Here is a 15,809-nt window from a genome sequence, read left to right as displayed (position 1 = left end):
TCGATTTGTTAAACAAATAAATATTCTTAATAATGCACTATTTAAGGTATTTTGTAATATTAATTGTAGACCAAAACCGATTTTGGTATTCGGTTCATTTTTTAGGTTGGCTGACCCGGAGCGTGAAATTCTGCGTAAAATCAGGTGCCGGACAAAAATATTGTTAAAAAAAGCGCCCTCATCGAGTGTCCGATGAGGGCGCTTTTTTAGCTTATTTTCCGGGGTTAAACGATGCCTTCGGCGAGCACGGTAATCTTATTTTCGATCACTTCCACAACACCTCCGATAATCGTGATGACCTCTTCACTCTTGCCAGTCCGGATAATCACCTTGCCGTCTTCCAGCGTGGAAACAATTGGTGCGTGGTTTTCCAGCACTTCAAATGAACCTGCAGCCCCAGGTACGGTGACTGAAGTCACTTCGCCATCGAAGACAGGCTTATCCGGTGTGATGATTGTCAGTTTCATGTTTATTAAACTGCTTCCGCTAATAATTTTTTACCTTTTTCAACGGCATCTTCAATGGTACCAACCAAGTTGAAGGCTGCTTCCGGATATTCATCCACTTCACCATCAATAATCATGTTGAAGCCTTTGATTGTATCTTTAATGTCTACCAGTACACCTTTGAGGCCTGTAAACTGCTCGGCTACGTGGAAAGGCTGGGAGAGGAACCGCTGTACCCGGCGTGCCCGTTGTACAACCAGTTTATCTTCTTCCGAAAGTTCGTCCATACCGAGAATGGCGATAATATCCTGCAATTCCTTGTAGCGTTGAAGAATTTCCTTCACACGTTGTGCCGTGTTATAATGCTCGTCGCCCAATACCGCAGGGCTCAGGATCCGTGATGTAGAATCCAGTGGATCCACGGCCGGGTAAATACCCAGCTCGGCAATTTTACGGGAAAGTACTGTTGTTGCGTCCAAGTGGGCAAATGTAGTTGCCGGAGCAGGGTCAGTCAAGTCATCCGCAGGCACATAAACTGCCTGAACGGAGGTAATGGAGCCCCGTTTGGTAGAGGTAATCCGTTCCTGCATCAAGCCCATTTCCGTGGCCAGCGTTGGCTGGTAACCTACCGCCGAAGGCATACGGCCCAGGAGCGCGGATACTTCCGAACCGGCTTGGGTAAAACGGAAGATATTATCAATAAAGAACAGGATATCCCGCCCGGTGCCTTCGTCATCGCCGTCGCGGAAATATTCCGCAATGGTAAGGCCGGAGAGTGCTACACGGGCACGCGCGCCCGGGGGCTCGTTCATCTGTCCGAACACAAAGGTCGCTTTGGACTCCTTCAGCTCCTCTTCTTTCACTTTGTCCAGCGGCCATTCACCTTTTTCCATGCCTTCCATAAATTCCTCACCGTACCGGATGATGCCCGATTCCAGCATTTCGCGGAGCAGGTCATTTCCTTCACGGGTACGTTCTCCTACACCGGCAAACACCGATAAGCCGGAATAGGCTTTCGCAATATTGTTGATCAATTCCTGAATCAATACCGTTTTGCCTACACCCGCACCGCCGAACAGTCCAATTTTACCGCCTTTTGCGTAAGGCTCCAGCAGGTCGATCACTTTAATCCCGGTGAAAAGCACCTCTGTTTCCGTAGAAAGATCCTCGAATTTAGGGGGGGTGTTGTGGATGCTGCGTCCGTTGGATTTGTCGAGTTCCGGAATGCCGTCAATCGCATCGCCCACCACGTTGAAAACGCGGCCTTTGATTGAATCACCGACAGGCATTTTGATCGGAGCACCTGTGTCAACCACTTTCATGCCGCGGACGAGGCCTTCTGTTGCGTCCATGGCGATGGTACGCACGCGCTCTTCGCCCAAGTGCTGCTGAACTTCTAAAACGATCTGTTGTCCGTTTTCTTTTTCGATGACCAGTGCGTCAAAAATTTTGGGGAGTTTGGCGTTTTCCGAGAAACTTACATCGACTACGGGGCCGATGATCTGGGCTATTTTTCCAATATTGGACATATCTTAAGGGAACTAAAATTTTTTATAAACCACTGTTATAAGGCACAATACGGGCCTTAGTTTCGGACTGCAAAAATACGCTTAATACAATTAAAAGCAAATATAATTTTAAGAATTGTTCAGTGGGGCTTCACTGGGGGCTATCCGCCTGATTTTCGGTTGATTTCGTCCTGCAGCTGCCGCTTAAGTTTCTGCTCCTTTTCCATTGCCTTTTTGCGGTGCTGGTCGAACTCGTTCTGGAGGTCGTCGAATGCCTTCTGCGCGTCACGGGTAACCACATGGCCCTGGTTAAACCGGTAGATGTAGAAGATCAGGGCAATGGCCAATACCAGCACAATGCCCCATACCAGCAGGCTGTAAGTCGTCTTGCCCATCGATACGCCTAAAAACGAGAAACTGTCGCGGCTCTCCAGCGTGGCCTGCAATTCGCCTTTTACCAACGAAAGCGAGTCGGATAATGCGGTCATCACGGCCTTTTCCTGGCCAATTGACGCGGAAATTTCGCCAATTTGCCTGCGGTACGCATTCAATGAATCGGCCACGTTCCTGCGGATCAATTCCAGGTTTGCACGCCGGACGATTTCAAATCCATCCTGGCTTCGTGAAATTGCGACGAGATGCACAAACTGGCTGTCAATGGTTCCGCTGCTCAATGAGCTTCCCGAGGATGATCTGCCTGCGGGTTGACCAAAGGCCTGTGCGGTCCATAAAATCGCAAAAAGTGAAATCAGGAAAGAAAAGTTTCTCATGTTTTTATATTTGATTGATGCAAATTTAGGTGAATTCAAATGGTAAATGCAATTAATCCGGTTAATAGGCATGCTCGGGCGCTCCTTTTGCAAAGGTAACTCCCGTAAAATTTAAAACACGATTTTACGGGATTTATTGTAAGAATGAAAGCAAAAGCTTAAAAATATTCAATTATCCGGGATTTTTAATGAGAAACGTAGGTGGTTTGCCAGCAAAGCGTTTAAACTCGGAGGAAAAAGGTTAAAGCCGCTTTATTTTCATGTTCCGGAAAAACACTTCATCGGTGTGGTCCTGCAGGGCAATCCGTCCCTGTTTCGCCTTGCCGAATTCGGGAAAATTACCCAGGTTGCCGGTTGCCACAAGGCCGGTCCACGTTTCACTGCCCAGCTGGACCTCCGCCGTAACCTGCCCGTTCAGCCAGAACGTCACTTTGCCTTCTTCCTGGCGGACGCGTGAGTGATTCCACTGCCCAAAAGGAACCGGTTTGGACTGTTCGGCATCCCCTACCACATCGTAAACACTTCCGGCGAGGTGCGACGGATTGCTGCGGTGCCGTTCTTCCGCATACTCGTTATCCAACAGCTGCATTTCCGGTCCGGTGGCGTAGGCCGTCCCGTACGCCGGCCCCTCCTGTACATTAATAAAGACCCCGCTGTTCCCGCCCTTGGCAATCTTCCAGTCAAATACCAGCTCAAAGTCGGTGTATATGCTATCGGTTACCAGATCCCCGTGTATGGCATCCGTTACCTGCGGATCACACCAAAGCTCGCCATTGACTGCCCGCCAGGCAGAAGGGACCGCACCTTGATTAAATATATGCCACCCCGCAGTCGAATGGCCATCGAAAAGCAATGTCCAGCCTTCCTCCGCTTCCTGGGGGGTGAGGGTATTTGGGCGCTCTGCTGTGCCGGAGCAGGTAATCCATAACAGGCTCCCCGTGGCCAGCACCGGTAAAGCCATCCTTTTTGTGATCCGTGCGAATGTTTTCATGGCGATAATATTACCTTTATTTGTCTGTTTTTGCAAATAACAGGCGTGTTTTGCGCTGAGAACCACAGGACTTAGGTTCGTTTATTGCCCCAGGCCCGCCGCTGCAACGGTAGCGTACCCCACTGCAACACGCCTGGTTAAGACAAGCCCGAGGGCATCCCCGGCACTTTTATATAGTGGAAATATTATGTATTTTCACCGACGTTATCGATTAACTTTTCCCGATGAAATCAATCAGACTAATGCTATTATGGATGTTGTTGGGTGCCTTCTGCGCCCCGGTAGCCGCCCAGCAAAAACCTGCGTTTAAGGTGATTGCCTTTTACACGGCAAAAAATGACCGCGCGCACATCAGTTTTGTACATGAGGCCAATAACTGGTTTCCTAAAATAGCCGAAACATACCATTTTACCTACGATTCCACATCCAACTGGGAGTTGCTGAATGCCGAATTCCTGGCAGATTACCAGGTCGTGCTGTTCCTGGATACCCGGCCGGAAGATCCTTTACAGCGGCAGGCCTTTCAGGAATACGTCGAACACGGCGGGGGATTCATCGGATTCCATTTCGCCGGATTCGCGCTCACACCATCTGCCTACCCGCAGAACTGGGATTGGTACCACAACGAGTTTTTGGGTTCCGGAAGTTATAAAAGCAATACATGGCGTCCCACATCGGCCGTTCTGCGCGTAGAAAACAACAGACACCCTGCCACGGCAAACCTGCCTGCTACATTCCGCTCGGCACCCAACGAATGGTACCGCTGGGAAAACGACCTGACGGCTAATCCCGATATCGAAATCCTGCTGTCCATAGACCCCCAAAGTTTCCCGTTGGGAACGGGGCCGAAGCCCCATGAGATATGGCACGAAGGTTATTACCCGGTGGTGTGGACCAACAAGAATTACCACATGCTATACATTAATATGGGTCATAATGATATCGACTATGAGCAGGGAACCAATAAAACGCTTTCGTTCACCTTTGCAAACGATGCGCAGAACCAGTTAATCATCGATGCGCTGCTATGGCTGGGAAAGGCGGGACAAACCCCCCATTAACCGTTATCGGTCTGTTTTGGCAGCCCATGCAATTGCATTGGCAACCAGCTTTTTATAATTTTCATTGTGGAATAAATCCGGGGAATGGCCCATAAAAATGTAAACATTCCGTGCGGCATAGTCCGGATTGCTCCACACCACCGGGTGGTCGCCCATCTTAATCTTTGAATCGGGCCTGTAGCTGGACTCATCCACCGCTGCCAGTACATCGACGTTGGGCCTCGGACTCCGGTCATACGTATACCATTCTTCCTGCTCCACCCGGAAAGTGGATGCAACCCCCTGCATAACCGGATGAGCCGGCCGTTCAACGATTACCATTGCGCTGGCAAACGTAGCAATATAATCGGTAAAGCGGATCCCGCCCATAAATTGATGGAACCATTGCCACATCGGATAACCATCGAATTCACCCAGTAACGTGGCGTGGTGGAAACCGATCCAACCGCCCCTGCCCGACGTAATGTAGTTAATAAACGCTGCCTCCGCTTTTTTGGTCCAGGCATAGGGTGGGTAGTCCAATTGAATAAACAGCTGGTAATCCGCCAGCAGTACATCATCTATCCGATCCGTATTTTGCAGGTAATCCACGGCGAAATGCTCCGCAGCGGCCAGGCTATCGAGCCAGCCCCGTGCTGCCTGGGAGTAAGCAAGGTGGTGGCCACCGTTCTCATATAAGACAAGCGCCCTGAACCGGGTGCCTGCCGGTTGGGCATGTATAGCCCAAATACCCAGGCACCAGCATAAGAGCATGTATTTTTTCATCCTTGTTTTAGGTTGTACAAACGACCTTCTTTCATTCCAATGTCCGGAGCGGCAGGTAGGACGAGGTGCCCGCCCCCGGTTGATAAACGATAATAGCTACGCAGCTGTCATTGGGGTTTACCTCAAAGGCGATACCCTGTTTGGTGTCCAGTACCGCATACTGCTGGCCGTCCTTCTCATACGCTTCTACCTGTTCCGTGCTGTATTCCGCGGAAATCTGTGCTAACGACGAACTGGCACAGATGCCTTCCGACGTGGTATAATAAGGCGAGGTAATCCGGATCTGCTGTATACGTGCAGTTTCATCATTTCCCATGTCGCGGGCCGTAAATATGGATACCGGATAGGCCGGACTGTCACCGGTGGTATACCAGGCCAATACGGCCTTGCCCATGGCCGCATCGCTGTAGTCCGGCTCACCCAGCTGGTCGAGCAGTGTACTGTCAGCATCGTTCAGGTGTATCGGTCCGACCGACTCGCCCGGAACGATCAGCGCTTTGTCGGTAAGTGGTGCGGCGGCGGTCACGGCCGTGGAGTCTGTTGCCGACTGGTTTTGCTGCTGCTCGTTCGGGCCGCAGGCACTGTAAATAAACCCGGCGGCGAGAAACAGCAGGTAGTGGGAACTAATCTTTTGATAGGCCATTTTCTTTTTTTAGGTTAAACAGTCAGGTACGCATTTTGTTTCTGAACGGTACCAGCAGGTGTTCCAGTCCATTCAGTTTAATCTCGTAACATGTGGCCAAAAGCATGCCTAACTTTCCCTTGGGGAATCCCTGCTGGCGGAACCACAGCAAATAGGTTTCCGGCAGGTTACAGATCACCGTGCCTTTGTATTTGCCAAAAGGCATCCGGGTAGTTACCAGTGCCTCAAACAACGCTTCGGGAGCCAGGGGAACATCGGAAATAGGTGTCATATCGTTACCGTTAATCATTTGTTTTGCCATGCTTCAGGTAATACCACGCCAGGTTTACGGCAATCACGACGTGATTAAAAAGGTTCGGCACCAGGCCGTAATGTTTACTGAAAATCCGGAACCGTTCCCACAGGCTTTGCCAATGCCGCTTTTTGGACATTCCGCCAACCAGGTATTTAGCCACCAGCCGCCGGGTATTTACGATCTCACCCGGCTGCACTTTTTTTGCCGCCCGGATGATCCAGTCAATATCCGAGCTTAGCCGGTAGCGTAAGTCATAAGGTTCGGTAATCGAGCGCCGGATGTAGATTGCCTGGTGACTGATATTCATCCCGTACCGGAAACTTCGCCAGGTAAATTGTTCGGGGATGCCGTGCCGCCGCAGTCCCAGGCTTTCCCAGTTGGCATCGTACATCTCAGTCTCGCCGTAATAAATAGCGGCACCCGGCGCAGTGGCGAACACCTGCTCCACCGTATGATGATCATAAAGCTCGTCGCCCGAATTCATGAAAAGTACGTAATCCCCCGTTGCCATGGCCAGTCCCTTGTTCATGGCATCGTATATGCCTCCATCGGGTTCGCTGACCCACCGGCTGATCCGGTTGGCATGCCGTTGGATAACATCCACCGTGCCGTCCGTGGAACCCCCGTCGACCACAATGTATTCGATATCCGGATAGGTCTGCTGGACGACCGAGCGGATGGTGCGCTCGATATCCTGCACATTATTATATACGATCGTAATAACGGTGAGTTTAGGCGGATTCATGCGGCTTGTCGGCGTTAACGGGTATACCGGTGGCCGGCTTGCGCACGACCATTACGTTGTTATGGAAAAAATGGTAATTTGCGGGTAATATCCACGAAATAAACAGTCCCAGCACGGTTACCGGCATTATGAAAATCGGTGTTAGTGCAATCCGGACAATTTTATTCCCCGGGAAAATATGCTGATAAACATAGGCATTCCACATCTGGAAAAGGGTAGCCACATAGTTGGTTGTCTTTTTTGCTGAAACCAGCTCCAGTCCTTTTTCCCGGAAGATATGCGTCAGACCAAACGAGGTATACCGGGCAAAATCATAAGGAATTTCATGTTCATCCCACACAAACGGGACGGTAACCAGCAGGTGGCCGCCCGGCTTAAGCACCCGGTATAATTCATCCAGGATCTGCGGAAGATTAAATATATGCTCAAACACTTCGCTGGAAAAAATACTGTCGAACGAAGCATCCGCAAAGGGGAGGTGTTTGCCGTCATAATATACATCAATGTCTTCGTTGACATGGTCGTGCCCGCTGACCTCAATGTCGGTTCCGATGTATTCATCGACCTGGAACAGTTCCCGGTATGGTTTGCTGCCGCAGCCGAAATCAAGCATGCGTCCCCGCATGGACCCGCTCAGGGCCGCTATATTGCGGTAAAGTCCCCTTCGGATAATAAAAAAAGGATTGAACAGCAGCCCGAAAAAGGTCGGCTGAAAGCGGGATTTATTATAATATGCCTTTAAAGTCTTCAGCAATTCCGTTGGGGATTTGTTAGCTAAACTGTGCTTTCCACTGTTCAATGCGTTGCGTATCTAAATATAGCCGGACAGCCATTTCTTCGTGGATGCGTTCTTCAAGGGATTCCACGCGCTGCCGTTCAAGCACGGGGAGCCCGATGTCGTTGCGCATCTCCAGGGCCCTGTTGTCGATACCGATGATAATCGCTTTCCGTTTTTTCTGCAGCGCCCGGATACCGGCATGCAGCCGCGTGCCGATGTATTCGCAGGCTTCGCGCTCAAGAAACGCGTCAAAGGCCGCAAGCTTGGGCGGAATATATTGGATGTCCGTTGCGAGGCTTTCAATATAAGCCCGGTCCTTTGAACCCTGTATCCAAACAAACACCCGCTGATAATGCTTTTTAAGGATTTCCAGCATTTTCCCGTCCTTTTCCGGGTCACGCATGTAATCGGTGATGGTGGTCACTACCGTATCGCGTTTTTTGGGGTTGATCTGCGAGCAATGCGGCTCATCCAGCTCCCACACGGTGGGACAGCCCGTGTTCACCACGTTTTTTATGCCGATTTCATGCAACTTCTGCAGCGTGTAATTGTCGCGCACGGCGTGCAGGTATTTTTTTGAAAAAAGGGCCCGGTACATCATCCGCGAATAGGCAGATACCGGTTTATCCTGATATTGCCACCAGCCGACACCGAGCAACACCACTTTATGGCGCAATACGATGAGGTCCTTAAGCCCGACTTTCCACTGGCTTTTATAAAGTGTATTGTTTTTCAATAGGTTGGTGCCTCCCACGATGGCAGTATCATAATGCCGGAGTCGGGGCAGATCCTTGGGATGAATGGCCACATGGGTTGGCATATTGATGACGAAGTCGTCAACAAAAAGCGCATCTGCAATCCGGTCAACTGCATCCATAATAATATGGTCGCCGAGGTTGGTCGTGCCTATGGAGGTGTCAAAAATAATTTTTGGCATAAATCCGAATGTATTCGCTATCGCCTTTTGGCCAGCCGGCCAATAAGCGGGATGAAAAAAAGTGCCTTGAGCATCATCCATCCCTGTTTCCGCGTTTTGGGAACAAAAATAACGAATAATGCCGTTGTTGCGTAGGCAATCAACGTGGCGTATGCAGCACCAATCATGCCATATTTGGGAATGAACCAGCTGTTCAGGCCGATATTGACCAATGCACCGCTCAGAGCACGCCACAGGGAGATCATCGTATACCCCTCCGCGATCAGGTATTGTCCGCTGGCCACATTGAGAAACACAAATATACCGGCCCATACATGCACAATCAGCGCCGCGGCACCCGGAGCGTATTCAGGACGGTAAAAAACACGGTAAATGAACGGCGACGCAAATGTCATCACGATGGCAATGGCCACGCTCATTACCACCATCAGCTCATATAGGTGCTGCAGCCGTTTCCGGTAACGCAGCGGGTCATCGCGACGGGCATGCATAATGGCCGGAAAAAGCGCCGTAACAATGGCCATGGGAATAAAATACCAGCCCTCACTGAGGCTCACCACGGTAGAGTATACGCCAAGCGCTGCTTCCCCCAGGTACGCATCGAGCATCAGCTGGTCGATTTTCATGTATAAACTAATGAATACCGCCGAGAAAGCCAATGGCCAGGCATAACGGAGCAGGTGGGCAGCCATTGCCCGGTCGAACCTCCAGCGTAGGACGCTATTCCCCCGGCTCCCATACAGGTATACATAACCGATGGCCAGGAAAACGGTGTCTGCCAGCAGCATCCATACAAATGCGCTGATGGGTGCCTGCAGTAAAATAAGCAGCAGCTTTACGGCCGCGGACAGCAGGTTGGCGCCAACCTGCACATACATAATGTATTTCCCCTGCACGGTTGCCTGGAAATAACTATCGATTACATTGACCGATTGGGCCACGCATACCAACGATACAATAGCAATGTACTCAAAAGGTGCTGCCGGAGCCTCCGCGGCATAATAGCCAATCAGGAAATACGTGAGGTAAATTAACGGAAGAGCTACCACGCCACTGATCAGGCGCAGCCGGAAAGCGGTGCCCAGTATCACGTGCTGCTGCTGGGGTTGCTGCAGCAACTGCCGCGTTACGAAGCTGTCCATACCCAGTGTACATGCCGCCATAAAGAAGGTCACCAGTACCAGCGGATAGTTGAGCACCCCGTTTAAGCTGTTGCCCAGGTAATTGGGGATGGCCACGGCCGTGATGACCATTTTGATGAAAAGCGATCCGGCTCGGGCAATAATCAGCCAGCCGGTATTTGCGAAGTACTTCGTAAATGCTTGTTGGTCAAACCCGGGCAATGAAGGGATTTTCATCGGATACGGTCTGGTTAAATCACATCCACTAGCTGACTGAATTTAGCCAGGCTACGGTGTTCCGGGTCTAAATCTGTAATCAGGTAAGCGATGGCATTCAGGCTGCATACCTTCATTTTCTGAACCGAATTGAGTTTCTCGGCAATGCTGAGAATTGCCGTTTTATTGGCGCTGCGGAGCATGGCTTTTTTTACCTGTACCACCTCCCAGTCGGAGTCGGTTACCCCCTCTTCGATGGCCAGGCTGTTCGCACCCAGTAAACACAGGTCTGCCCGTATTTCGGATAGCTGATTGATTACCTGTGCGCCGATACAGATATTGGTGCTCCGGGATAGCTGCCCGCCGATTAAGATTACTTCGGCCTTCGTTCGTTCCGCCATTTCCAGTGCCACCAGCGGACTGATGGTAAAAAATGTACATTCCAGGTTTTCCGGAACGCTGCGGGCCAGCTCCAGCATGGTCGTGCCACCCCCGGCGAGGACCGTCATCCCGTTCTGGATCAGCTTCAGCGCCTTGCCGGCAAGCTGCTTTTTGGCATCCCGCGCATATACGTGGTTTTCACGGAAAGGGTACTGGAAGGATTTGGACAATGCCCCGCCATACACTTTCAACACCTTGCCGTTTTCGGCCAGTTCGTTCAGGTCCCGGCGGATGGTGTCCTCCGATACGTTCAGCTGTGCGCTCAGGTCCGAAGACAGTACCTTGTTATGTAAATTAATCTGATGGATGATAAAAGCCTGACGTTCTTCCTTTAGCATGGCCGACGGTTAGTTTTAGTCGGGTAAAGATAAAGAATCTGAATTTAATCCGTCTGATAAGGCATAAATTTCTGTTTTACCCCATCCGGTCTGCGCTTTTTGCTAAAACCGCCGGACCATGCGACTAAAAATAAAACCGGAGGGTTCGGTGGAATAAGTAATAATTTTGGTATTATTATCCCGATGAAAAGAATCTTCAGCCTGCTTTATTTCCAGGTGCTTTTGGCCATCCTGATCGGCGTGCTGATCGGCCATTTTTATCCCACGGTCGGCATTGCGCTGAAACCGCTGGGCGATGGCTTCATCAAGCTGATTAAAATGGTCATTGCCCCGCTGATCTTTTGCAGCGTGGTGCTGGGCATTGCGGGCATGGAAGATGTCAAGAAAATCGGGAAGGTGGGGGCAAAATCCTTGATCTATTTCCAGGTGTCCACATTCGTTGCCATGTTTTTGGGTGTGGCTGTGATTAACCTGATGAAGCCGGGTGCAGACATGCACGTGGATCCAAATACGCTGGACACGACTGACGTTGCTTCGTATATCGACAGTAGCAAAACACAGAAAGGAGTTACGGAGTTCCTGCTCGACATCATACCTGAAAATGTGTTTGATGCGCTTTCTTCCGGAGACCTGCTTCAGGTCCTGTTCTTTGCGGTGCTGTTTGGTTTCGGACTGTCGCAGATCCAGCGCCGTGCAGAACCTGTAATCCGCGTAATGCAATCCTTTTTAGACGGCCTGTTCGCTGTTATTAAAATGATTATGCGGTTGGCGCCGATCGGCGCGATGGGGGCCATGGGATTCACGATCGGTAAATACGGGGTGGAAGCGCTTTCTTCGCTGGGCATGCTTATGCTGGCTTTCTATATTACCTGCCTGCTTTATATTTTTCTGGCACTCGGACTGGCGCTGGGCTATTACGGCATCAGCATCTTCAAATTACTGCGCTACATCCGGGAAGAGCTGCTGGTTGTGCTGGGTACCTCGTCTTCCGAATCCGTATTGCCTGCTATTATGGGAAAGCTGGAACGGCTGGGCTGTTCCCGCCCCGTTGTCGGCCTGGTTATTCCGACCGGATATTCGTTTAATCTCGATGGTACAGCCATCTACCTGACCATGGCTGCTATATTCCTGGCCCAGGCGCAGGACATGCCCATGGATCTTGGCCAGCAGCTGTTTTTGCTGTTCGTGCTAACCATCACCTCCAATGGTGCGGCGGGTGTAACGGGCAGTGGTTTCATCATTCTCGCGGCCACGCTGCCCATCGTGGGCCATATGCCCGTGGCGTCCGTGGCGCTGGTGTTTGGGATCGACCGTTTTATGAGCGAGGCCCGTGCGCTGACTAACATCATCGGCAATACCGCCGCCACAATCGTGGTGGCCCGCTGGGAAGGCGAACTGGATATGGAGCAGCTGCATAAAACCCTGCGCTGAACGGCTAAGCCTCTTCCTCCGCTTCACTGTCCGGCTCCGCCGTTTCTGTTGCCGTCAGGCCGGCTAACACTTGGTTAACCTCCTCTTCCGTGGCATTCAGTTTTACCTTGCACACCTGGATCAGCTGCGAAGCCCGCTTTACTTTCTCCGCTAATTCATCTACCGAGATGGCTCCCTGCTCAATCTCCGCCACAATGGACTGGAGCTCCTCAAATGCGTCCGTATAAGTATATTGTTCTTTCATTAATCAATCGTTTTGAATTTCATCAATAGTGCTGGTGAATTTTCCTGACGCCAGCACGGTTTCAACGGTATCTCCCCTGTTGACGCTGTCGGTGGTTTTAAGCGCCCGCCCGTTGACCCGGGTGATGCTATACCCACGGTTCAGGACCTGCTGCGGGTCAAGGAGCCGTACCGTTTTTTCTGCAACCGACACCTGTGCGAGGTGGTCTTTCAGCGTACTGCGGCTACCTGCTGCCAGTGCCGGATGGACCAGCTGCAGTTCCCGGTGCTGAAGCGTGAGGTACCCCGAGGCGGTTTTCTGCAATTGGTCGGTGATATACCCAAGTGCCCGGTGCTGATGCTGGATAAGGTGCAGGCTGCCCATCCGGAAATAGCGGGCCACATTGCCCAGTCCGTGCCGGTGGTCGGCCAGCAGCTGCGACGAGCGATTAGCAATGACCTGCTGCGCCTGCATCACCGGAGTCGCAAAACGGTGAAACTGCTGGATCAGGAAATCGGCAAGCTCGCTCGGGGTAATGGCATTCCGGTAGGCCACCATTTCGCTGACTGTTTCGTTTGTGGAATGCCCGATTCCGGTAAGTACCGGTATCGGAAATGTGGCGATGGCCGAGGCCAGGAGGTAATGATTATAGCTCGACAGCCCTACGTCGCCGCCACCGCCGCGGATGATGGTCACCACGTCGAACCGGCTGGGCTGACTGGCAATATTCCGAAGCTGGCCGATAATGGATGCGATCGACTTGTCGCCCTGAAGCAGCGCCGGGAAAAGCGTATACTCCAGGCGGTATCCCCAGGGGTTGCCGTTAATAATGTTGAGGAAATCCGCATACCCCTTGCTGGTTTCCACGGATATAACCGCCAGGCGTTTGGGCACCAGCGGGAAAGGCCGCTGTTTGTTGGCAGCGAAAATCCCCTCCTGCTTCAGTCGGCTGATGCTGGCCATTTTTTCGCGTTCCAGTTCACCCAGTGAGTAGGCGGGATCAATATCCAGGATGCGCAGACCCAGTCCATGCAGCGGATCATACGTAATGGTTGCGTGGATTAAGATGGTAATGCCGTCTTTAAGTGGCTCACGGGCAATTTCCAGAAAGCGCTGATTGATCCGTTGGTAGTCGCCTTTCCAGAGAATCGACCGCATTTCCGCCACTACCTGGCCATCTTTTTTCTCCACGAGCTCCGGGTAGCAATGCCCCGAATGAGAATAGTGGTTGAGCTTGTTCATTTCGGCCTTGATCCAGTAGGCACGTTTGTAGCGTTCGGCGAGCGTCCGCTGAATGCTCCGTGCCACTTCGGCCAATGAAAAAACGGTCTTGTCGGGGAGTTTCTCAGGCATGACCAAAGATAAGGATTTTTGTGTATCCGATGAGGTAACTGTCCGGGATATGATCGGAAATGGTTATCTTTGCACGGCAATAGCCGGACAATATTTTAAAAAATGAAATTACCTATAATCGCATACGGAGACCCTGTTTTAAAACGAAAGGGAGTGGATATTGATGCAGACTATCCGGATTTACAGGGCTTAATCGCCAACATGTTTGAATCCATGTACGCCGCCCGTGGCGTGGGGCTTGCCGCCCCGCAGGTCGGCCTGTCCATCCGGCTGTTTGTTGTGGATGCAAGTCCTTATGCGGAGGATGAGCCTGCACTTGAAACGTTCAGGAAAGTATTTATCAATCCCGAAATCCTGGAGGAAAGCGGAACCAAGTGGCTGTTTAACGAGGGTTGCCTGAGCATTCCCGAAATACATGAAGACGTGAGCCGATACCCGGATATCCGTGTACGTTATTTCGATGAAAACTGGGAGGCTCATGAGGAAAACTTCAGTGGGCTGGCCGCACGGATTATCCAACATGAGTACGACCATATTGAAGGTAAACTGTTTACCGATAAGCTGAGCCCGCTCCGGAAAGCCATGCTGAAGAGCAAGCTTGATGCCATTACGAAAGGACAGGTAGGGGTCGATTATAAGATGAAGTTTCCCTCACCCAGGCGGAAACGTTAGGTTACCCGCCCACAATGGGCAGGGAAAGCCTGTATTTTACCGAAACCAGCCGGATCACCACGATAACGGTAACACAGAGCGCAGCATTGAGGTTGTAGCTTACACCTGCATATCGGAGTACGGCGAAAAGGATAGCACCCGTTAAGCAGGCTGTTGCATAAATCTCCTTCCTGAAAATCAGGGGGGTATCATTCATTAAAGTGTCGCGGATCACGCCGCCCATTACGGCCGAAAACAGGCCCAATACAACGGAAGCGATTGCGCTGCTTTCATAATCCAGCGATTTCTGGACCCCTACAATGGTAAAGAAGCCGATGCCCAGGGCGTCAAACAACGAAAGTGTGCGGGCCAGCTGATAGAGTGTCTTGGTGCAACAGATGGCAATCATGACCCCGGCAAGGATTGCCAGCAGGTAGTTGCCGTCATCCACCCATACCGGGCGCAGGTTCAGAAAGATGTCACGCAGGCTGCCCCCGCCTATCGCGGTAACGAAGCCGGTAAACGCCGATCCGAAAATATCGATGTTGTGCCGCATGGCAGCCATTGCACCTGAAATGGCAAAGACCGCGGTGCCGAGTAGGTCGATATAATACAGTAATTCCAAGATGGTATAAGCTATCCGGTATAAAAGTACAAAAATTGATGGGTATAGCAACCGCAGGATTATAGGTGAGGCCCCGGAACCAATTTGGTTGCGGTTCGGCAATCCGTATATATAGGGTCGGTGTAACAGCACGGTGCGTGCGCATTGCGCCCGGGGTAATTCCATGTTTATTCGGAAAAAGGTGGACTCAACGTGGACTCACGGTGGACGCAATGCGGACGCATGGCGAACCAAACCCGGCGGATTGCCGGCCGGCTGCCGACAACGGACTGTGGGGTGAACGATGGCCGTCTGAACGGCGGATGGTGGTCCGAAAGGGCAAAATTGCACCTTTGGAAAAAATTTCGTGACTGATTTATAGGCAATAGCGTTTTGGGGTTAAAAAATATGGTAATGATATTTTGCAATTGCGGGGAATCCTTTTACCTTTGCAGCCCGCTTGGGAGGAAGGGAATAGGGCGGCAGTACATT

General features: G+C 51.2%; 18 protein-coding genes. 3 read left to right on the top strand and 15 right to left on the bottom strand.

Annotation, left to right across the window (positions count from 1 at the left end):
- Positions 1 to 224 precede the first annotated feature (224 nt).
- The 4 genes from atpC to NEV57_RS14340 form a co-directional block, all read right to left on the bottom strand.
- Complete coding sequence (atpC, locus tag NEV57_RS14355; protein ID WP_257659034.1) at positions 225 to 467, bottom strand: ATP synthase F1 subunit epsilon; 243 nt, start codon at positions 465 to 467, stop codon at positions 225 to 227.
- A 5-nt stretch (positions 468 to 472) separates the two neighbouring features.
- Complete coding sequence (atpD, locus tag NEV57_RS14350; RefSeq protein ID WP_257659033.1) at positions 473 to 1,975, bottom strand: F0F1 ATP synthase subunit beta; 1,503 nt, start codon at positions 1,973 to 1,975, stop codon at positions 473 to 475.
- A 140-nt stretch (positions 1,976 to 2,115) separates the two neighbouring features.
- On the bottom strand, positions 2,116 to 2,724 hold the full coding sequence (locus NEV57_RS14345) for a hypothetical protein (protein WP_257659032.1): 609 nt from the start codon (positions 2,722 to 2,724) through the stop codon (positions 2,116 to 2,118).
- Positions 2,725 to 2,965: 241 nt separating this feature from the next.
- On the bottom strand, positions 2,966 to 3,715 hold the full coding sequence (locus tag NEV57_RS14340) for a 3-keto-disaccharide hydrolase (RefSeq protein WP_257659031.1): 750 nt from the start codon (positions 3,713 to 3,715) through the stop codon (positions 2,966 to 2,968).
- 224 nt (positions 3,716 to 3,939) lie between these two features.
- On the opposite strand from NEV57_RS14340, the gene NEV57_RS14335 reads away from it, so the two are divergent.
- Entirely contained in the window at positions 3,940 to 4,776 is an 837-nt protein-coding gene (locus tag NEV57_RS14335; protein WP_257659030.1) for a ThuA domain-containing protein, read from the top strand.
- Between the two features lie 3 nt (positions 4,777 to 4,779).
- Here NEV57_RS14335 and NEV57_RS14330 read toward each other — a convergent pair whose 3' ends face one another.
- From NEV57_RS14330 to NEV57_RS14295, 8 genes are read right to left on the bottom strand one after another with little or no spacing between them, the layout of a single operon-like run.
- A complete protein-coding gene (locus tag NEV57_RS14330) occupies positions 4,780 to 5,541 on the bottom strand; it encodes a ThuA domain-containing protein (RefSeq protein WP_257659029.1) in 762 nt (253 codons plus the stop codon).
- A 31-nt stretch (positions 5,542 to 5,572) separates the two neighbouring features.
- Positions 5,573 to 6,184, bottom strand: coding sequence for a hypothetical protein (locus tag NEV57_RS14325; protein ID WP_257659028.1), 612 nt, complete (start codon positions 6,182 to 6,184; stop codon positions 5,573 to 5,575).
- A gap of 22 nt (positions 6,185 to 6,206) precedes the next feature.
- Positions 6,207 to 6,455 (bottom strand): DUF3820 family protein, encoded by a 249-nt coding sequence (locus tag NEV57_RS14320; protein WP_257659027.1) that lies wholly within the window; start codon positions 6,453 to 6,455, stop codon positions 6,207 to 6,209.
- A 10-nt stretch (positions 6,456 to 6,465) separates the two neighbouring features.
- Complete coding sequence (locus NEV57_RS14315) at positions 6,466 to 7,224, bottom strand: glycosyltransferase family 2 protein (RefSeq protein WP_257659026.1); 759 nt, start codon at positions 7,222 to 7,224, stop codon at positions 6,466 to 6,468.
- A complete protein-coding gene (locus tag NEV57_RS14310) occupies positions 7,211 to 7,978 on the bottom strand; it encodes a class I SAM-dependent methyltransferase (protein WP_257659025.1) in 768 nt (255 codons plus the stop codon). The genes NEV57_RS14315 and NEV57_RS14310 overlap by 14 nt, the downstream gene beginning before the upstream one ends.
- Positions 7,979 to 7,994: 16 nt before the next feature.
- Positions 7,995 to 8,939, bottom strand: coding sequence for a polysaccharide pyruvyl transferase family protein (locus tag NEV57_RS14305; protein WP_257659024.1), 945 nt, complete (start codon positions 8,937 to 8,939; stop codon positions 7,995 to 7,997).
- A gap of 17 nt (positions 8,940 to 8,956) precedes the next feature.
- A complete protein-coding gene (locus tag NEV57_RS14300; RefSeq protein ID WP_257659023.1) occupies positions 8,957 to 10,297 on the bottom strand; it encodes a flippase in 1,341 nt (446 codons plus the stop codon).
- A gap of 14 nt (positions 10,298 to 10,311) precedes the next feature.
- Positions 10,312 to 11,055, bottom strand: a complete 744-nt coding sequence (locus tag NEV57_RS14295; protein ID WP_257659022.1) for a DeoR/GlpR family DNA-binding transcription regulator — start codon at positions 11,053 to 11,055, stop codon at positions 10,312 to 10,314.
- A gap of 183 nt (positions 11,056 to 11,238) precedes the next feature.
- Here NEV57_RS14295 and NEV57_RS14290 point away from each other — a divergent pair, with 183 nt between their 5' ends.
- On the top strand, positions 11,239 to 12,486 hold the full coding sequence (locus NEV57_RS14290; RefSeq protein ID WP_257659021.1) for a dicarboxylate/amino acid:cation symporter: 1,248 nt from the start codon (positions 11,239 to 11,241) through the stop codon (positions 12,484 to 12,486).
- A 4-nt stretch (positions 12,487 to 12,490) separates the two neighbouring features.
- On the opposite strand, the gene xseB is transcribed toward NEV57_RS14290, so the two are convergent.
- Together xseB and xseA are read right to left on the bottom strand one after the other, a co-directional pair.
- Positions 12,491 to 12,730, bottom strand: a complete 240-nt coding sequence (gene xseB / locus NEV57_RS14285) for an exodeoxyribonuclease VII small subunit (protein WP_257659020.1) — start codon at positions 12,728 to 12,730, stop codon at positions 12,491 to 12,493.
- Positions 12,731 to 12,733: 3 nt separating this feature from the next.
- A complete protein-coding gene (gene xseA / locus NEV57_RS14280) occupies positions 12,734 to 14,062 on the bottom strand; it encodes an exodeoxyribonuclease VII large subunit (protein ID WP_257659019.1) in 1,329 nt (442 codons plus the stop codon).
- 102 nt (positions 14,063 to 14,164) lie between these two features.
- On the opposite strand from xseA, the gene def reads away from it, so the two are divergent.
- Positions 14,165 to 14,734, top strand: coding sequence for a peptide deformylase (def, locus tag NEV57_RS14275; RefSeq protein ID WP_257659018.1), 570 nt, complete (start codon positions 14,165 to 14,167; stop codon positions 14,732 to 14,734).
- A 1-nt stretch (position 14,735) separates the two neighbouring features.
- Here def and NEV57_RS14270 read toward each other — a convergent pair whose 3' ends face one another.
- Entirely contained in the window at positions 14,736 to 15,338 is a 603-nt protein-coding gene (locus NEV57_RS14270; protein WP_257659017.1) for a trimeric intracellular cation channel family protein, read from the bottom strand.
- Positions 15,339 to 15,809: the final 471 nt, after the last annotated feature.

It is taken from the genome of Parapedobacter lycopersici (genome assembly GCF_024643285.1).
GTDB lineage: Bacteria > Bacteroidota > Bacteroidia > Sphingobacteriales > Sphingobacteriaceae > Parapedobacter > Parapedobacter lycopersici.
The sequence above is the reverse complement of the archived record's forward strand: the minus strand, read 5'-3'. Positions and strand labels throughout refer to the sequence as shown.